General features: G+C 30.9%; 17 protein-coding genes and 2 pseudogenes. 10 read left to right on the top strand and 9 right to left on the bottom strand.

The features are described 5' to 3' along the window. Window positions 1-49 precede the first annotated feature (49 nt). From AJ885_RS03125 to ileS, 7 genes are read right to left on the bottom strand one after another with little or no spacing between them, the layout of a single operon-like run. Complete coding sequence (locus tag AJ885_RS03125) at window positions 50-2,023, bottom strand: LTA synthase family protein (RefSeq protein ID WP_070210243.1); 1,974 nt, start codon at window positions 2,021-2,023, stop codon at window positions 50-52. A gap of 11 nt (window positions 2,024-2,034) precedes the next feature. After that, complete coding sequence (locus AJ885_RS03120) at window positions 2,035-2,811, bottom strand: carbon-nitrogen hydrolase family protein (RefSeq protein ID WP_002880769.1); 777 nt, start codon at window positions 2,809-2,811, stop codon at window positions 2,035-2,037. Continuing rightward, a complete protein-coding gene (xseB, locus tag AJ885_RS03115; RefSeq protein WP_002853034.1) occupies window positions 2,804-2,977 on the bottom strand; it encodes an exodeoxyribonuclease VII small subunit in 174 nt (57 codons plus the stop codon). The genes AJ885_RS03120 and xseB overlap by 8 nt, the downstream gene beginning before the upstream one ends. Next, window positions 2,974-4,431 (bottom strand): IMP dehydrogenase, encoded by a 1,458-nt coding sequence (gene guaB / locus AJ885_RS03110; protein WP_002880772.1) that lies wholly within the window; start codon window positions 4,429-4,431, stop codon window positions 2,974-2,976. Before guaB ends, xseB begins: the two co-directional genes overlap by 4 nt. A 9-nt stretch (window positions 4,432-4,440) precedes the next feature. Further along, a complete protein-coding gene (gene gatA, locus AJ885_RS03105; protein WP_070280729.1) occupies window positions 4,441-5,802 on the bottom strand; it encodes an Asp-tRNA(Asn)/Glu-tRNA(Gln) amidotransferase subunit GatA in 1,362 nt (453 codons plus the stop codon). Then, window positions 5,799-5,909: a hypothetical protein gene (locus AJ885_RS03100; protein WP_002880777.1), complete on the bottom strand. Its 111-nt coding sequence runs from the start codon at window positions 5,907-5,909 to the stop codon at window positions 5,799-5,801. Before AJ885_RS03100 ends, gatA begins: the two co-directional genes overlap by 4 nt. Further along, window positions 5,909-8,656, bottom strand: a complete 2,748-nt coding sequence (ileS, locus tag AJ885_RS03095; RefSeq protein ID WP_070280727.1) for an isoleucine--tRNA ligase — start codon at window positions 8,654-8,656, stop codon at window positions 5,909-5,911. The genes AJ885_RS03100 and ileS overlap by 1 nt, the downstream gene beginning before the upstream one ends. A gap of 98 nt (window positions 8,657-8,754) precedes the next feature. Here ileS and AJ885_RS03090 point away from each other — a divergent pair, with 98 nt between their 5' ends. The 7 genes and pseudogenes from AJ885_RS03090 to AJ885_RS03060 all read left to right on the top strand — a co-directional run bounded on the left by AJ885_RS03090 (window position 8,755) and on the right by AJ885_RS03060 (window position 14,185). Next, window positions 8,755-9,843, top strand: a complete 1,089-nt coding sequence (locus AJ885_RS03090) for a CinA family protein (RefSeq protein ID WP_002880779.1) — start codon at window positions 8,755-8,757, stop codon at window positions 9,841-9,843. Between the two features lie 11 nt (window positions 9,844-9,854). After that, window positions 9,855-10,279, top strand: a pseudogene (locus AJ885_RS03085) (GNAT family N-acetyltransferase). A 63-nt stretch (window positions 10,280-10,342) separates the two neighbouring features. Continuing rightward, on the top strand, window positions 10,343-10,963 hold the full coding sequence (locus tag AJ885_RS03080; protein ID WP_002880780.1) for an NAD(P)H-dependent oxidoreductase: 621 nt from the start codon (window positions 10,343-10,345) through the stop codon (window positions 10,961-10,963). Then, window positions 10,963-11,568, top strand: coding sequence for an NAD(P)H-dependent oxidoreductase (locus AJ885_RS03075; RefSeq protein ID WP_002861791.1), 606 nt, complete (start codon window positions 10,963-10,965; stop codon window positions 11,566-11,568). The genes AJ885_RS03080 and AJ885_RS03075 overlap by 1 nt, the downstream gene beginning before the upstream one ends. A 124-nt stretch (window positions 11,569-11,692) precedes the next feature. Further along, on the top strand, window positions 11,693-12,229 hold the full coding sequence (gene pgsA / locus AJ885_RS03070) for a CDP-diacylglycerol--glycerol-3-phosphate 3-phosphatidyltransferase (protein ID WP_044780215.1): 537 nt from the start codon (window positions 11,693-11,695) through the stop codon (window positions 12,227-12,229). Next, a complete protein-coding gene (rseP, locus tag AJ885_RS03065) occupies window positions 12,226-13,332 on the top strand; it encodes an RIP metalloprotease RseP (protein ID WP_053872670.1) in 1,107 nt (368 codons plus the stop codon). The genes pgsA and rseP overlap by 4 nt, the downstream gene beginning before the upstream one ends. Then, the gene (locus AJ885_RS03060) at window positions 13,325-14,185 is read left to right on the top strand and encodes a VirK family antimicrobial peptide resistance protein (protein ID WP_002882614.1); all 861 of its coding nucleotides are present in this window, start codon (window positions 13,325-13,327) and stop codon (window positions 14,183-14,185) included. The genes rseP and AJ885_RS03060 overlap by 8 nt, the downstream gene beginning before the upstream one ends. Here the strand turns inward: AJ885_RS03060 and AJ885_RS03055 are convergent. Together AJ885_RS03055 and AJ885_RS03050 are read right to left on the bottom strand one after the other, a co-directional pair. Then, on the bottom strand, window positions 14,178-15,179 hold the full coding sequence (locus AJ885_RS03055) for a sugar phosphate isomerase/epimerase family protein (protein ID WP_070280725.1): 1,002 nt from the start codon (window positions 15,177-15,179) through the stop codon (window positions 14,178-14,180). The genes AJ885_RS03060 and AJ885_RS03055 overlap by 8 nt on opposite strands. Next, window positions 15,176-16,449 (bottom strand): annotated as a pseudogene (locus AJ885_RS03050) (MFS transporter). Before AJ885_RS03050 ends, AJ885_RS03055 begins: the two are co-directional and overlap by 4 nt. 217 nt (window positions 16,450-16,666) lie before the next feature. Between AJ885_RS03050 and rpsF the strand changes: the two are divergent. Genes rpsF through rpsR form a run of 3 tightly spaced genes read left to right on the top strand, consistent with a single transcriptional unit; the run spans window position 16,667 to window position 17,875 of the window. Next, a complete protein-coding gene (gene rpsF, locus AJ885_RS03045; RefSeq protein WP_002812868.1) occupies window positions 16,667-17,044 on the top strand; it encodes a 30S ribosomal protein S6 in 378 nt (125 codons plus the stop codon). Window positions 17,045-17,052: 8 nt separating this feature from the next. Continuing rightward, a complete protein-coding gene (locus AJ885_RS03040) occupies window positions 17,053-17,604 on the top strand; it encodes a single-stranded DNA-binding protein (RefSeq protein WP_002861797.1) in 552 nt (183 codons plus the stop codon). A gap of 10 nt (window positions 17,605-17,614) precedes the next feature. Continuing rightward, a complete protein-coding gene (gene rpsR / locus AJ885_RS03035; protein WP_002853032.1) occupies window positions 17,615-17,875 on the top strand; it encodes a 30S ribosomal protein S18 in 261 nt (86 codons plus the stop codon). Window positions 17,876-17,921: the final 46 nt, after the last annotated feature.

Raw genomic sequence — 17,921 nt, 5'->3', positions numbered from 1 at the left:
TTTAAAGGCTAAATTTTAGCACTTTTTTACTAAAAAGAAAATATAAATCCTATTTTGAAATGCCTAGACGCTGACTTAATTGATAAAGATTTAATTCTTTATAAAATTGAGTGAAATTTTTATGATATTCATCGAGTTCAAAGGCATGATTTGTATCTTTTAAGGTATTATTATTTTCAAAATAATACCCCTTAGCACCGCTATATACGCCATTTTTATCAATCCATACAGCATCGTTGATCCCAAATTCTAATTTCTCATCACTTGGTCTTGCCAACATATTTCTTCCGCCTACGCTTAAATACTTGACATTATTTAAACTTAAAGCATAAAGAGTTGGAAAAATATCTTTATGAGATCCTACACGATCTTTATCATAATAAATATTATCTTGCAAATCCTTAGGAATATAAAGATAAAAAGGTACACTATAAGCAAAAGCTTTTTGGGAATTTAAATCCATACTCATTTCGCGAACTCTATGATCTCCAGTCGCTGCTATAATAACACTATTCTTAAATGGACTTTGTTTTACTTTATCTAGAAATTTTCCAAATTCATTATTTGCATAAGTATAAGCTTTGATAATATTGTCTTGTTTATCTTTTTCATAAGGAAGCATATTAAGCAAAGTTTGTGGAATGTTTTCTAATTTTGGCAAATCATTTTGCGGAATTTTATAAGGTGGATGATTGGATATGGTAAGAGCAATTATAAGGGTTTTATGTGGATTTTTTTGAAGCAAGTCATAAACTTTTTTATATAAAAACTCATCAGCTACCCCATAACCATTTTCACTATCTTTTGCTCCATTATACTCTTTCATTAAAATATTTTCATCTATAATCTCATCTACTCCCAAAATACTGAGATAATTTTTAATATTTTGCCAAGATCCATTACCTGCACTTACAAAAATCACCTTATATCCTGCTTTCTTATAAACAGCAATAGGTGTTAAATCTAAATAAGTTTTCTGAAATTTACTTGTAGAAATATTAGACAATGGACTTACAAAAAATAAATTTGCAAAACTTGGTATAGTTCCATTACTAGAACTCAAGAAGCGTTTGAATAAAAAATCTTGCTTAAAATGTTTATCTAATGAACCCAAAAAATTATGTTCTGTATTTGTAAAATCAGCCAAATTAAGCCCAAAACTTTCCATTAAGTTAACAAATACACTAGGATGATTCTTTTCAGCTTTTAGATTTATAGGACTTTGATGCAAATAATCAAAAAGTTTTTCTTTAAGTTCTTGTGCTTTCAAAGATGTGATAACCTTCAAAGCCGCTTCTTCTTTATATTGTTTTAAAGCCCAAAAAAATGCCATAATTGGATTTAACATTGTATCATTTACAACACTATACTCACTAAAAGAATAATTTTGTACATTTATAGCCACATGCTTAAAGGGACCCCTTAAGGCTATAACATAAACAATAATTAATATTAAATTTAAAGCTATCAAGGGAAATAATCTTAAATTAACAGGTTTTAGCTTTAAATTTAATATTTTCAAATTTAAAAAAACTACAAAAACTCCAAAAATCAACATTAAAGCTAAAATTTTTAAAATTGGATAATCATGATAAATAATACTTAAAATAGTTTTTGTATTATCATCTTTTAGAGTAAACATAAAAATATCAAATTTAGTCTTGTAAATTTCGTAATAATAGTATTTTGCATAAGAAAATCCTATACAAAGACAAGAAAGAACAATTATATAAACGCTTGAAAAAATGAAATAAAAATTTTTACTATATATTACTAACTTATTATTTATTTTTATATTAGAAAAAATTAAACTTAAAAAACCACAAAGCAAGAATGGTAAAAACGCTGCGCTTAAAAATCTTATATCATGAAAAACACCCAAAAGATACATTAAAAAGATTTCATTTTTATCACTAATTAAACCTGTAGGGATGAAAGAATTTTGCATTAAAATACGATTAATGGCAAAAGTTACTATAAATAATACGCTAAAAATAAAAATTTGAAGCAAAATTTTTCTCATATTTACCTTCTTTAAAAATTCTTAAGAATTTTATCAAAACCCCAAAGTTTTCTTGCTTCATCGCTTTTTTTAGGCTCTATAATAAGCATTTCTTCTTCAGAACCCAATTTACTTTCTATCTCACCAAAAGCGTTGATAAACAGAGTATCGCCATAAAAATTCCACTCATCTTTTGTTTTGCCTATGCGATTTACTCTTAAAATGCTTGTAGAATTTAAAAAAGCTCTTGTTTTTAAAAGTTCTTCCCATCTTTGTTTGCTTTCAAAGGTACAAGCACTAGGAACGATAACCAAATCAATTTTTTTCGCCATAATCTGTTGCCAAAAAATATCAAAATGTGTCTCAAAACCAAAAAGCAAAGCACATTTTAATTTTTCATAATTAAAAGTAAAAATTTTTAATTCTGATGGAGTTTTGTTGCTAAAAAATTTTTCTTCATTCCAATGTTCATAAGGCATTAAAATTTGCTGTTCATAACTTTTGACACCATTTGGAGCAACTTTTAAGCAAAGTTTTTTATAACTTTTAGCTTCAACGCTTACATAAGGAGCGATGATTTGTAATTCATATTTTTTAGCAAGTTTAATCAAGCTTTCTTTTTTAGCTTCACTTTGTTCTTTTATCATATTTTTTGGCATGTGTAAAAGTTCTGTAAAAAAACTATTAATCACATATTCGCCCAAAACTACCAAATTTGCCCCATTGTCTTTTGAAGCTTTAAGATAATAATCGAGCCTTGATTCACTTAAAGCTAAAGTTGGAAACTGTAAAGCTGCTATTTTACTCATCGATTTGCTCCACTTCTAATTTTGCTTTTTCAAGCTCAAGTCTTGCTTTTTTGATACTCTCTAAACCTTCTTTGTAAATTTTTACACTTTCATCTAAGGCAAGCTCTTGATTGTTTAATTTTTCCAAAGATTCATTAGCGTGTTTTAAATTTTCTTCAAAACTCATTGATGATTGACCTTGTAATTTGGTGCTTCATGAGTGATAGTAACATCATGTACATGACTTTCTTTAAGCCCTGCAGTAGTGATTTCAACAAATTCAGCTCTTTTTTGAAAATCTTCTATATCTTTAGCCCCAACATAACCCATAGAAGAACGCAAACCTCCTAAAAGTTGATGCACCACGCTTCTTATACTTCCCACATAAGGAACACGCCCTTCTATACCTTCAGGAACAAGTTTATCTTGAGCAGTACCTTGCTGAAAGTATCTGTCTGAACTTCCTTTTTGCATAGCCCCAAGTGAACCCATACCACGATAAGACTTATATTGTCTTCCTTGATAAGTAAAAAGCTCTCCTGGACTTTCATCTGTTCCAGCTAAAAGCGATCCTATCATAACAGAACTCGCACCTACAGCTAAAGCTTTTGCAATATCACCTGAATATTTGATCCCGCCATCGGCTATCACAGGAACGCCGAATTTATTTGCTTCTTCCACGCACTCATCAATGGCTGAAATTTGTGGCACACCCACACCTGAAACAATGCGTGTAGTACAAATACTTCCTGGCCCAATACCTACTTTAACCGCATCTACCCCTGCTTCACAAAGTGCTTTTGCTGCGGCTGCAGTAGCGATATTTCCTGCGATAAGATCTAAATTTGGATATTTAGTTTTAATTGCTTTTACCGTATCAATAATACCCTTAGAATGTCCATGCGCAGAATCAAGCACAACAACATCAACGCCAGCTTCAACTAAAGTATCCACACGATCCATTTGCCCTACTCCTATAGCCGCACCCACACGCAATCTTCCAAAACCATCTTTATTGGCATCAGGATATTCTTTGCGTTTTTTAAGATCTTTTATAGTGATAAGTCCTTCCAAGCGTCCTTGTTCATCTACTATAGGAAGTTTTTCTACTTTGTTGGTGCTAAAAATTTTTTCCGCATCATCTAAAGTACAACCCTTTGGAGCAGTAATTAAAGGCATTTTAGTCATAACATTTTCAACCAAATTTGAAAAATCACTCTCAAATCTTAAATCACGATTGGTAAGTATGCCTATTAGTTTCTTATCTTCATCTACTACAGGAACACCTGAAATTCTATACTCTGCCATGATTTCTAAAGCCTCTGCAACACTTGCTTTAGGACTTACAAAAATAGGATCGATAATCACCCCACTTTCACTTTTTTTCACTCTTTTTACTTCTCTAACTTGTGAAGCTATATCCATATTTTTATGAATTACCCCAAGTCCTCCAAGTCTTGCCATCATGATAGCAGCTCTGTGTTCAGTAACTGTATCCATAGCCGCAGAGATTAAAGGCATATTTAAAGTGATATTTTTTGTTAGTTTAGTGTGAATTTTTACTTCCTTAGGTAGAACTTCAGAATACCCAGGACGCAGTAATACATCTTCAAAAGTTAAAGCTCTTTTTACAATTTTCATCTTTCATCCTTAATTTTTAATCATTTGTTCTAAACTTAAAGCCCCATCTAACAAGGTTTGTTCATCATAAGCTTTGCAAATCAGTTGTGCTGATATATTAAGCCCTTCTTTATCTTTTGCAACAGGCACACTAATGCCTCCAAGTCCTGCTAAATTTACAGAGATAGTATAAACATCTTCTAAATAAGTTTGCATAGGGCTTTTTTGAGTATCAAATTTAAAAGCCGTTGTAGGAGTTACAGGCATAAAAATAAGATCACAATCTTGCAAAATTTCTTCATATTTTGCCTTGATAAAAGCTCGAGCTTTTTGTGCTTTGATATAATACGCATCATAATATCCACTGCTTAAAACAAAAGTTCCTAACAAAATTCTTCTTTTTACTTCTTCGCCAAAACCTTCGCTGCGTGTATTTACATACATTTCTTTTAAATTTTGGATATTTTCAGAACGCTTGCCATAACGCACCCCATCATAACGACTTAAATTTGCACTTGCTTCAGCTGTTGCGATGATATAATACGCTGCGATATCAAACTTAGAATCAAGCAAATTTTTATATACAATCTCATGTCCATTAGCTTTTAACATATCTATGGTTTTTAAAAGTGCGTTTTTTACTTCGCTATCTGCATCATTGACATAATTTTCAATCACTGCGATTTTTAATTTTTTATTTGCATTTAAATTTGAAGCGATTTTGATAAACTCGATATTTGCACTCGTGCTATCCATTTTATCATATCCTGCGATCGCATCATATAAAATTGCCGCATCTTCTACATTTTGCGTTAAAACCCCGATTTGATCCAAACTTGAAGAATAAGAAGCCAAACCATAGCGACTCACTCTTCCATAACTCGGTTTAAATCCTACACAACCACAAAAAGCCGCAGGTTGGCGTACAGATCCACCTGTATCAGAACCTAAACTTGCTAAAGCCAAGCCACCCGCTACCGCAGCAGCACTTCCACCACTTGACCCACCTGGAACACGCTCAAAATTTAAAGGATTTAAAGTTTTTCCATAACAAGAACTCGCTGTTGAACTTCCCATAGCAAATTCATCCATATTGCAACGCCCAAAAGGAGAAAAACCATTAGCCTTTAAATTAACAATCGCACTTGCATCATAAGGAGCGATATAACCTTGTAAAATCTTACTCGCACTAGTAAGCTCCCAGCCCTTTACACTGATATTATCTTTTATAGCTACAGGCACACCTTCACCTGAAACACTTAAGTCTTTATCTAAAAATTGTTCGATATAAGCACCTATTTTTTTTTCTTTTTTTGCTTTTTCATTGAGTTCTTTTTTTAAATTTTCAAGTTCTTCTTTGGAGTATTTTAAAGCTTCTTTTAAAGTTATCATTTATTTTCCTTTGTTTTTTTGATCAAAAATACTGCTAAAGCACTAAAAGCCAAAACCACCGCTATAGTTGCAATGATAATACTATTTGGAATCGGATTTTCTAACATTAAACCCCTTTTAAAACTTCTTCACATCTTAAACAAGGTGTTTCTTCATTTTTACTTTGAAGTTTCCAGCATCTTGGACATTTACAAAGCGAAGATTTGGTGATTTTAAATTTCTCATTCTCTACTTCAAATTCAGCTAAAATTTCTTCATTTTCATTGCTGATTTGACTCACCATAAACCAATCGGCTAATTCCTCATTTGGGAATTTATTAAAACTAATGTTTAAATTTAATTCCAAGGTAGATTTAATGATTTTATCTTTTTTAAGCATATCAATTTGTTCAAAAAATTTCTCTCTAGCACTCATTAAAAATGTATCATCTATACCAAAATCATAATCAAAATCCTGAGTTAAACTCAAATCAAATACATCTTTTGCATCGCCTTTGATTAAAACATTAGCATGTTCTAAAGCCTCATCTACACTATAGCTTAAATTTGGAGCAAGTAAATTTAAAAGTTCTTTTGCTATCAAAGCCATAGCCACTTGAGCAGATTTTCTTCTTTGAGCATTTTCACTATCGCAATAAAGTCTATCTTTACTGATATCAAGATAAATCCCACTTAAATCCGCACTTAAGAAATTTAAAAGCAAACTAAAACCTTTAGCAAATTCATAAGCAAAAAATGCTTCTTTACTTGCTTTAAAAACTTTAGTTGCACGACTTAATATCCATTTATCAATAAAACTAAATTCTTTAACTTCTAAATCTTTTAAGTCATTTGTATTAGCAAGTAAAAATCTTATAGTGTTTCTTATTTTGCGGTATTGTTCGCCTACTTGTTTTAAGATATTGTCTGAAATTTTTAAATCACTTGAATAATCACTTAAAAGTATCCAAAGTCTTAAAATTTCAACTCCATAGGTTTTTGCTACATATTCAGGAGCGATCACATTGCCTTTAGATTTAGACATTTTTTGCCCTTTTTCATCGGTGGTAAAACCATGAGTTAAAATGCTTTCATAAGGTGCGCTTTCATTGATCGCTGTACCTACAAGCAAAGAGCTTTGAAACCAACCCCGATGCTGATCGCTTCCTTCTAAATACATACTTGCTCTTTTTTCTCCTGCATCATAAAGTCCGCTATTTAAAACTGCATTAAAAGTACTTCCGCTATCAAACCAAACATCTAAAATATCATATACTTTTTCTAAATTTTCAGCTTTATATTTTGAATTTGTAGGAATTAAATCTTTGATTTCAAACTCCCACCACGCATCAGCACCGTGTTTTTCAAAAATAGCTGCTACAAAGTCAAAAAGTTCATCATCAAAAATCACTTCTTTAGTGTTTTTATCTCTAAAAAAGGCTATAGGCGTTCCCCAGTCCCTTTGTCTTGAAATACACCAATCTGGGCGATTTTCCACCATAGAACCTATTCTTTTTACCCCACTTTGCGGATAAAAGGTTGTTTTTAAAAGTTGTTCTTTTGCACACTCTCTTAAAGTTTTTCCTTGAAGTTTTGGTTCATCCATTAAAATAAACCATTGTTTAGTAGCTCTATAAATCACAGGCTTATGCGTTCTCCAACAAAATGGATAAGAGTGTATAAATTTAGAAGAATGTAACAGTTTTTCGCCTAAAAGTTCTAAAATTTTTTCATTGGCCTTAAAAATATGAAGACCTATAAACTCTTCAAGCAAATGAGAAGGCAAAAGCCCTTTAGCTCTTAAAGTTTCATCATAACATCCACTATCATCAACAGGCATTAAAACCTCAATGTCATATTTCAAACAAGCATAGTAATCATCTTCGCCATGTCCTGGTGCAGTATGTACAAGTCCACTTCCACCATCCATCAATACATGCTCGCCCATAATTAAAACAGATTTTCTTCCATTTAAAGGATTGATAGCTTCAAGTTTTTCAAATTCTTTTGCATTTAATTCTTTTTGAATTTCTCCACTTGTAAGTCCTTTTTCTATCATACCTTCAAGTAAGGCACTAGCAAAAATCAAACCTTCTTTAGTGATCACATAATTTTCATTAGGATTTAAGGCTATAGCTTGATTAGCCACCAAAGTCCAAGGTGTAGTTGTCCATATCACTGCACTTGCTTTTGATACGCCTAATTTTTCGCAAGCTTTTGCATCTAAATCAAAAGCCACAAAAATAGAATAATCTTCTTTATCTTGATACTCTACTTCAGCTTCCGCTAAAGCTGACTTTGCCGCCCAACTCCAAAAAACAGGCTTAGAACGCTCACAAAGTAAGCCTTTTTTAGCAATCTCGCATAAAGTTCTATAAATCGCTGCTTCAAATTCAAATTTCATAGTCAAATAAGGCTTATCCCAATCCGCAATAATGCCTAAATTTTTAAATTCTTCTCTTTGGATATCTACAAATTCACTCGCATGTTGTCTGCAAAACTCACGAATTTCTTTTTTACTTAAGCTTTTTTTCTTTTCTCCAAGCTTTACTTCTACTTGTTGTTCTATAGGTAAACCATGACAATCCCACCCTGGAGTAAAACGCACACTCTCACCTTTAAAATAATGCGTTTTGATAATAGTTTCTTTTAAAATTTTATTTAAAGCATGTCCTATATGGATATGTCCGTTAGCATAAGGGGGGCCATCGTGTAAGGTAAAACTTTTTTTCGCATTTTTGCGATTTTCTTTCATTTTTTCATAAGCATAATTTTGCTCAAACCATTTTTTAAATCTTTGCGGTTCAAGTTCCGCTAAATTCGCCCGCATAGCAAAACTAGTACTGGGCAAAAGTAGAGTTTCTTTGTAGTCCATTTTTTCCACCTAATTTTTAATAATCTTAAATTCTACTCAAATTAGCTTTAATTTCTACTTTGTTTTTGGCTATAATTATAAGAAAAAAAGGAAAATTTATGAAACATTTGCTTTATCTTATAGGAGATGAGCTTACTATAAACGAAAAATTCAAAAATTATATTTATAGAACTTATGAAGAAAAATTTAAAGAAATTAACGAAATTCGCATACAAAATAAAACCGATAAAGATTTACCCTTTTTACTTGAAAATCTCTTAAATCAGTATGATTTTATCACTTTATTTACAAGCTCTTTGCATTATGCGACTGTTGCTAAAATTTTAGCAACTTTAAATGATGATAATCTTATCTTAAAAGATGATACCTTGGTTCCAGATAAAGCAGAATTTAGTAAAAATAGCTTTGTATGTAATTTTTCAAATTCAAAAATTAATGTCGTTAAAATAAATCCAAGCGGAAAATTACCTGATCTTCTTGGGCATATAAAATTAAATTTTGCATATTTTTGCATTTTTGGCATGGATGATGAAAGCGCTATATTACTACTGCAAACCCTAACAAAATCTTATGAGATAAGTATAAAATCAACCAAGCTTTTAGATAATCTTGTGCTTATTAAGGCCACTTGCGCTAATTTTGGAAAACTTGATGGTTTTTTAAATAGCGTAAAAAATCTTTTTGGACAAAAAGTATTTTTAGGTAAAGATCCTATACATTTTATAAGCTCTAAACTTTTAGAAAAAAAATTAAAAATTTCTTTTGCTGAAAGTTGCACAGGCGGACTTTGTGCAAGCACCTTAACCAAAATTTCAGGTGTAAGTGAAATTTTTGAAGGATCTATTGTAAGTTATTCCAACCGCATCAAACACGAATGGCTTGGAATTAGCGAAAGCGTCTTAGAAAATAATGGCGAATACAGTGAACGTTGCGTTTATTTTATGCTAAAAGGTATTTTTAAAACAGCTAATCCTGATTTTGCCTTAGCTATTAGCGGAGTAGTTGGCGAAAAAGATGAGGGAAAAATAAAATCAGGCACTATTTATATAGGTGCAATGTTTAGAGATGGAACTTTTGTCCAAGAAACTCTTTATTTAGATGGGGATCGTGAATTTATGCAAGAACAAGCCGTTTTAGCATCTTTTTGCTTGCTTTTAAAATTAAAACCTGAAATTTTTGAAATTTAAAGGATTTAAAAATGAAAGAAATTAAGCTAAAAGAAGACTTGGAAAAAATTTATCCCTTGATAAAACAATTAAGAAACAATCTATCTTTGAAAGTTTTTTTAGACAAATTCCAACTTGCTACACAAACTCAACATTATAAACTTTTTGCCTATGAAAATGAGGGAAGCTACAAAGCAGCTTGTGGAGTCATGCCTTTTAATGTGCTTTATCATAACCATTGTCTTTATATTTGTGATTTTGTCGTAGATGAAACTTTAAGAGGAAAAGGTATAGGTCAAGCTTTTTGAAAAAAATCCAAATTTGGGCAAAAGATCAAGGATATGAAGAATTAGAACTAAGTTCAAGTTTTTTTAGAACACAAGCTCATGAATTTTATATCCAAAAAATGGGTTTTGAAAAATCCGGTTTTGTTTTTAAGAAAAATATCAAACTATAATATTTTTTGATTAAGCTTTGCATTTTATAATTAATATTATTATTTTTGATTTTAAGGAATAAAATGAATTTTAAAGAACTAATTTCAAAACGCAGAGCTTGTAAACTTTTTAATGATAAAAAAATCAATGAAAAGGATTTGCATTGTATCTTAGAAAGTGGAGTCTTAGCCCCGAGCTCACATGGATTTGAGCCTTGGAAATTTGTAGTATTAGAACAAAAAGAACACAATCTTAAACTCTCAACCCTATGTTACAATCAACAAAATGTAGCAAGTGCGAGTCATAATATTATTTTTCTAGCAAGAAAAGATCTTCAAAGCAAAGATGAATTTGCACAAAAACAAGTGCGTCGTTTCTCAGGTTCTAGCGAAGAAAATTTTCAAAAAATTTTAGAAATTTACACCCATAAAACCAATGCAATGAATGATGATGAACTCTATCATTACGCACAACTTCAATGCTATCTTGCTATGATGCAAATGTCGCTAGCTGCAATGAGCTTAGGTATTGATTCTTGTATGATAGGTGGCTTTGAAAAAACTAAGGTTGATGATTTTCTTCATTTAACTTATCCTTTTGAAACTGCTGTAATTTTATCCTTAGGATATAAAGCCCACGAACCAAAATATTCTACTCAACGCTTAAATTTTAATGAAGTCGTCGAATTTTACAAGGAAAAATAATGAAAAAAGAACTTGAAATTTTTAGCACAAGATATTCTTGTAGAAATTTTAAAAATGAAAAACTCAAAAAAGAGGATTTAAATTCTATTTTAGAAATAGCAAGATTAAGCCCCAGTTCCTTAGGACTGGAACCTTGGAAATTTATAGTAGTGCAAGATGAGAAAAGAAAAGAAGAGCTTTCTAAAATTTGCAACCAACAAAAACATGTAAAAGATTGCGCTGTATTAATTATCATCATTTCAAGACTTGATTTTTTAGATTATTTTGAAGAAAAACTTAGAAAAAGAGATATGAGTGAAACAGAAATTCAAAAACGCTTAGATACTTATATGCCTTTTTTAAAATCTCTAAATCAAGAACAAAAAATATCTTATGCAAGAGAACAAGCTCATATAGCTCTAGCTAGCATAATTTATAGTGCTAATGCTTTAAATATAGCAAGTTGTACTATAGGTGGTTTTGATAAAGAAAAGCTTGATTCTTATTTATCACTTGATATTCAAAAAGAAAGATCAAGTTTGGTGGTGGCTTTAGGATATTGCAACGATGAAAAAAATCCTCAAAAAAATCGTTTTAGTTTTGATGAAGTTGTAAAATTTATTTAAATTTTGCTTAAAAGCAAAATTTAAATAAAAATAAACTGATTCTTTTTTGTATTTTTACTAAGTCTTTGCTTAAATTTTATACAATTTTGATTATAATTTTACATTTAATTTCACAAGGCTTGTTATGAATTTACCCAATATCTTGGCGGTTTTTAGAATGGTTTTAGCGCCTTTGCTATTTTTTTTATTAATTCATCATTTTGAAAATATTCATCAAAGTTGGATTAACTATTTTGCTGCTTTAACTTTTTCATTAGCAGCTTTGAGTGATTTTTTTGATGGATACATTGCAAGAACTTGGAAACAAACTACAAAACTGGGCGGAATCTTAGATCCATTAGCCGATAAAATGCTTGTTTTAGCAGCTTTTTTAGGGCTTTTGCTTACAGGAAAAGCTAATGAATGGGTAATTTATATTATACTAGTAAGGGAATTTTTTATCACGGGTTTTAGAGTTGTAATGATCAGTGAAAATTTAAATGTCAATGCTTCTTTTGCAGGCAAACTTAAAACCGCTTTTCAAATGACTGCGATAGGATTTTTAATCATGGAGTGGATAGGCGGAGAAATTCTACTTTACATAGCTTTGATTTTAACTCTTTATTCTGGATTTGAATACATCTATACTTATACAAAAGCTCAAAAAAAAGGAGAAAAATGAGATCTTTATTGTTTTTAATTATTATTTTGATTTTAGGAATTAAATTTTATTCTATTGAATTTTTAGCAACTGTTTTAGTCATCTCATTTTTAATCTTCTTTCACGAATTAGGACATTTTTTAGCTGCAAGATCTTTGGGTGTAAAAGTTGAAGTCTTTAGCATAGGATTTGGAAAAAGTCTTATAGAACGTGAATTTAAAGGCACAAACTATCGCTTAAGCACTTTACCACTTGGAGGATATGTTAAACTTAAAGGACAAGATGATATGCGTCCTGGTTTTGAAAATCTAGACAAAGATAGCTATAGCATTTTAAGCCCCTTAAAAAAGATTTATATTCTTTTTGCTGGACCATTTTTCAACCTGATTTTAGCTTTTTTTCTTTATATTATCATAGGAAATTTAGGTCTAAACAAACTTGCTCCACAAATAGGAAACATAGCGCCAAACTCTGCTGCACAAGACATAGGACTTCAAAAAAATGATACTATCTTAGAAATCAACGGTGTAAAAATTCAAAGCTTTGATGAAATTTCAAAACATTTAAGTTTAGAGCCTTTGAAAATATTAACCAATAGAGAAGGAAAAAATTTAGAATTTATTTTAACTCCAAAAATAGGACAAGGATATAATGACTTTGGGCAAATTATTGAAAAACCTCAACTTGGAATCAGTCCAAATGGTACAAGCACTCTTGTAAAACATCAAGGTTTAGAAAGTTTTAAATATGCCGCACAAGAAAGTTTTCAAGCTTCTACACTCATCATCAAGGGTATAGTAAAACTCATAAGTGGTGAAGTTGAAGCAAAAAATTTAGGTGGTATTATTACCATGACTGAAATTACCTCAAAGGCTGCACAAAATAGCTTTACTTTACTTTTATTTATCACTGCTTTAATTTCTATAAATTTAGGCATTTTAAATCTTTTGCCTATTCCTATGCTTGATGGAGGACATATACTTTTTAATATTTATGAAATGATTTTTAGACGCAAGGTTCCACAGCGTGCTTTTGAATACTTAAGTTATGCAGGCATGGCAATACTTTTAAGCTTAATGCTCTTTGCAACTTATAATGATATATCAAGGATTGCAGGTGAATAAAAAATTTTCCTACCCTATTCCAAATTTTACTGATAGAAGAAAAAGTATCATCTTTTGGCGCTATTTACGTTTTCAAGCAAGAAAAATTCTATATTTTCCTCAAGTAAGGCTTCTAGAAAAAACGCTTAATGAAGAAAAAAATAAACATTTAAAAGACTTTTTCTCTCAAAGACCCTATGCTTGCTACAATGCTATAAGAAGATTTTGCGATAAAAGTTTTAAAGCAAATGAACGCGTTAAAACACTTATTTATGATGTTGATAAGGGACTTACTTGTTTTAAATTTCTTCCCGAAGAACAAATGATTTTTTCTTTTGATGAAGATTTTGAGCTTTTTTTAGGATATAACCATAATGTTTACGAAGAAGGTTTTTGGGCTTTTTCTTTAAAATTTAAAAAATACACTATTTCACAATGTAATTTTTGCTTTACTTTAGAAAATAATCTTCTACTTTCTTGCATACAAGGATATAAATACAAAGATTTTAATATTTTAGAAATTAATAAAATTTTAACTAAAAAATGTCATGGTTTGCGCCCTGTTGCTTTACTTATAGAATGCTCTAAGATGCTTTGTGAAATTTTAAAACTTCAAGCTACTTTAGGTGTACATGAAAAAAATCAAATCCGTTCTCAAAAAGGAAAAGAAAAAGGCTATTTTGTAGATTATCAAAAAATTTGGCTAGAAAATGGTGGAGAATTAATAAAAATCGATAAACACAAATACTACAAGCTCCACCACTCGCAAAAAAACCTAGAAGAAATCCCTTCACAAAAACGCTCCATGTATAAAAAACGTTTTGCCATGCTTGAAAATATTAAACAAAATTTATTCCAAATTTTATCTAAATAATACTTTTTAAATATTCTACACTTTTCTCACAACCTTTTTTTTGAAGTTTTAAAAGCCTCTCTAAGCATTCTTGAGATACTTCTTGAGGATAATAATACTGCATAGCTTTTAAATCTTCAAACAAAGATTTTTCTATCTTAAAAGCCCCTTTACCTAATTCTTTAACCCCGCCTGTTCCTTTTTCTCTTTTAAAAGTCGCACAATAAGGATAACATTGCTCTACATTAATACGGTCAAGTCCTTCTTTTTTAAGAATTTCTACACAAGTTTTAATGTCTAAATTTCCTTCTCCCAAAGAAACGCCGCAAACATATTCTACACCCTCTTCAATGAAAACTATATGATCTTTACAATGCGTGCTAAAAGTATATTTAGCCATGTCTTTGCAAGCTTTTATAGGATCTTCATAGGCCATCATAGAATTTCCAAAATCATATAAAAATCCTATTTTAGGATGACTGATCAATTTCAACAAATCAAGCAAATCCTCTGAAGTTTGATACTCATGATTTTCTATAGCAAGTTTTAAATCATATTTTTCCAAAATCGGTATCAAAGCTTTTATTTCATCCTTTGTAGCTAAAAAATCTTCTTTATCGAATCTAGTAGTAATTTTAGAATCATCATAAGCCCCATCGCTAGCATGTTTAACTTTTTTATTTTTATCGGTTAAGGGCACATAAGAGCGTATAATTTTAGCACCTAAAATAGAAGCTACTTTAGCAATTTTTTCAAATTTATCTTTATTAAAACCCTTAGAATCGATCTCACAATACATATTGTATTCATCCAATTTAGCTTTAATTTTTTTAAGATGATTTTCGTCATCGCTTCCTAAGCATCCCCATTCTTCATCCAAACCAAAATCTTTAATGATATTTATAATCACACCCTCACAGCCCAAATTTTTAGCAAAATCGATATAAGAAAATATATCCATCCTGCCATTTTGAAACCATAAATGCATGCTTTCAGTTTCTAAACCTATTTTCATGATACCACTCCTTTTAATGCTTTTTTTCTAGCTATCATCTTAAGTAAAATCGTAGTTACAATCACACCACAAATAGCAAAAATCCCCATTAACGCAAAAACAATTTGATAGCCTAATAAACCTTTAAAACGATCATCATAAAACCATAAAGTGCAAAACAAAAAAGTTGTGGAGAATAACCAAAAATACAAGCTATACTCATAGCAGCTCCACTAATTTCTCTAGGTACTTCTATCTCATCCACAGGTGCAAAAAATGTCGCACGCATAGTAAAAATAAGAGCGGCAAAACCTAAGGTTAAACTCATACCAAAATAAATATTTAATTTCTCATGAGGCATAAAAACAAAAATTAATATGGCCAAGGCTCCTAAAATCAAAGCAAAACGCAAATATCTTGTTGAAGATTTAAAGGTTTTATCTGCTAAATATCCCCCAATTGGCCCACCTACTAATTTTAAAGTATATTGATTGATAATACCATAAGCACCGACCAAAGCCACAGGCATACCATAAATATCTTTTAAAAATGGAATAAAATAAGTCAAACCACAATACACAGAATAAATAGTAAAAATGGTCAAAGATACCACCCAAATTTCAGGAGTTTTAATCGCTTTGATAACTCCATTCCAAGCGGCTTTGTTTTTACTGATTTCATTTCCTTGCTCATCTTGGGTATTAATTTTGTCATCTTCAAGTAGAAAATATGCCAAAATACCTGCTATAATCACACAAGCGCTATAAAATAATATAGCAGCCTTAAGTCCACCTGCGCCAGACCCTAAAAGTAAAAAAATTCCCAAAGCACTAAAAGCAACTATAGTATCTATAACGCCACGTCCTGCTTCTAAAAATCCAAAAAGTCTTCCTTGTTGAGTAGAATCTCCAAGCAAGCGAATGGCTTTAAGCAAAACAGGCCAATACACAACTTCTCCAAATAAAGAAAGCAAACCTCAAGCTATTAAAATTCCATAAAAAGAAGGAAAAGTAGAAATATAAATTCCAACCAAACCCACACAAACCAATGAAAAAGGAATGAGTATTTTTTTAGAAAATCTATCTGCTATATAAATGGATGCAAAATTTCCCACCGTTTGCACTATGCCATAAACTGAGAGCGCGAGTCCAATTTGTGTATTGCTAAGATTCATAAATTCTTGCATAGGCACATAAAAGGCATCTTTTAAAGAGGAAAGTTTAAAAACAGTTCCTCCGCCAATAACTAAAACGATAAAAGTAAACCAACGAATAGGTTTCGTACTATTCATATCCACCCTCCTTTTTTAACAATTCGCAACTTAAATTAATTATATCACGGATTAAGATAAAAGGTTAAAATTTCACCTTTAAATTATAAACAGATAATTACAAAAAGTTACAACACTTATTGAAGTATAAATTAAGTATATTTTGATATAATTTAGTCTTGCTTTATGCAAAATCCTTGCTCATGAAAATGGGCTTTAATATCCATAAGGAGAAAAGATGAAACATTATGAGGTTTTATTTATCTTAAAACCAACACTTACCGAAGAGGAAGTGAATGCGAAGTTGGAATTCGTTAAAGAAGTCCTAACCAAAAATGGTGCAGAAATTGAAACTGTTGTTCCAATGGGCACTAGAAAATTAGCGTATAAAATCAAAAAATACGAAAGAGGAACTTATTTTGTGATTTATTTCAAAGCTCCTACAAACTTGATCGCTGAGCTTGAAAGGGTGTTAAGAATCACTGAAGAAGTAATAAGATTTTTAATCGTAAAATATGAAAACAAAAAAGAAATTGCAGCTTGGGAAAAACTAAGCCACGGGATTAAGCAATCTAAAAAAGAAATCAAACCTTTAGATGCTCCTGAAATTCAATAAGGAAAAAGATGTTTAACAAAGTTGTTTTGGTTGGAAATCTTACACGTGATATAGAAATGCGTTATGCACAAAGCGGTAGTGCTATTGGGGCTTCTGCTATCGCAGTAACAAGAAGATTTACCACAAATGGAGAAAAAAGAGAGGAAACTTGCTTTATTGATATAAGCTTTTATGGTCGCACCGCAGAAGTTGCAAACCAATACCTTACAAAAGGTTCAAAAGTACTCATAGAAGGACGTTTGAGATTTGAACAATGGAGTGATCAAAATGGACAAAATCGCTCTAAGCATAGCATTCAAGTTGAAAATATGGAAATGCTTGGCGGCAATTCCAATGCTCCACAACAAGGTGGAATTGGCAATAATAGCTTTTCAAACAACAATTATAGTGGAAACTATGAAAATCAAAGCTATGATCCTTATATGAGTGAAAATCAAAATTTTAATAAAGCAAAAGCAAACCCTGCTCCACAAAGAAACCAAAACCCACAACACGAAGAAAAATTAAAAGAAATTGATATCGATGCTTATGATAGCGATGATACTAATTTACCATTTTAAAGGATAAACTATGGCAGAAAAAAGAAAATACTCTCGCAAATATTGCAAATACACTGAAGCAAAAGTTGAATTTATTGATTATAAAGATACAGCAATGTTAAAACATGCTTTATCTGAAAGATTTAAAATCATGCCACGCCGTTTAACAGGTACAAGCAAAAAATACCAAGAAATGGTAGAAGTTGCAATCAAACGTGCAAGACATGTAGCTCTTATCCCTTATATAGTGGATAGAAAAGAAGTAATCAATAATCCTTTTGAAGGACTATAATCTTTTAAAAGCAAACTTGTAAAAAGTTTGCTTTCTTATACATTTA

The sequence above is a fragment of the Campylobacter sp. BCW_6464 genome (genome assembly GCF_001762775.1).
In the GTDB taxonomy this organism is placed as follows: Bacteria; Campylobacterota; Campylobacteria; order Campylobacterales; family Campylobacteraceae; genus Campylobacter_D; species Campylobacter_D jejuni.
The sequence above is the reverse complement of the archived record's forward strand: the minus strand, read 5'-3'. Positions and strand labels throughout refer to the sequence as shown.

Bases quoted from the DNA above. Each gene is read 5' to 3' on its own strand.
- AJ885_RS03125 (WP_070210243.1), bottom strand. From the start codon at position 2,023: ATGAGAAAAATTTTGCTTCAAATTTTTATTTTTAGCGTATTATTTATA.
- AJ885_RS03120 (WP_002880769.1), bottom strand. From the start codon at position 2,811: ATGAGTAAAATAGCAGCTTTACAGTTTCCAACTTTAGCTTTAAGTGAA.
- xseB (WP_002853034.1), bottom strand. From the start codon at position 2,977: ATGAGTTTTGAAGAAAATTTAAAACACGCTAATGAATCTTTGGAAAAA.
- guaB (WP_002880772.1), bottom strand. From the start codon at position 4,431: ATGAAAATTGTAAAAAGAGCTTTAACTTTTGAAGATGTATTACTGCGT.
- gatA (WP_070280729.1), bottom strand. From the start codon at position 5,802: ATGATAACTTTAAAAGAAGCTTTAAAATACTCCAAAGAAGAACTTGAA.
- AJ885_RS03100 (WP_002880777.1), bottom strand. From the start codon at position 5,909: ATGTTAGAAAATCCGATTCCAAATAGTATTATCATTGCAACTATAGCG.
- ileS (WP_070280727.1), bottom strand. From the start codon at position 8,656: ATGGACTACAAAGAAACTCTACTTTTGCCCAGTACTAGTTTTGCTATG.
- AJ885_RS03090 (WP_002880779.1), top strand. From the start codon at position 8,755: ATGAAACATTTGCTTTATCTTATAGGAGATGAGCTTACTATAAACGAA.
- AJ885_RS03080 (WP_002880780.1), top strand. From the start codon at position 10,343: ATGAATTTTAAAGAACTAATTTCAAAACGCAGAGCTTGTAAACTTTTT.
- AJ885_RS03075 (WP_002861791.1), top strand. From the start codon at position 10,963: ATGAAAAAAGAACTTGAAATTTTTAGCACAAGATATTCTTGTAGAAAT.
- pgsA (WP_044780215.1), top strand. From the start codon at position 11,693: ATGAATTTACCCAATATCTTGGCGGTTTTTAGAATGGTTTTAGCGCCT.
- rseP (WP_053872670.1), top strand. From the start codon at position 12,226: ATGAGATCTTTATTGTTTTTAATTATTATTTTGATTTTAGGAATTAAA.
- AJ885_RS03055 (WP_070280725.1), bottom strand. From the start codon at position 15,179: ATGAAAATAGGTTTAGAAACTGAAAGCATGCATTTATGGTTTCAAAAT.
- rpsF (WP_002812868.1), top strand. From the start codon at position 16,667: ATGAAACATTATGAGGTTTTATTTATCTTAAAACCAACACTTACCGAA.
- AJ885_RS03040 (WP_002861797.1), top strand. From the start codon at position 17,053: ATGTTTAACAAAGTTGTTTTGGTTGGAAATCTTACACGTGATATAGAA.
- rpsR (WP_002853032.1), top strand. From the start codon at position 17,615: ATGGCAGAAAAAAGAAAATACTCTCGCAAATATTGCAAATACACTGAA.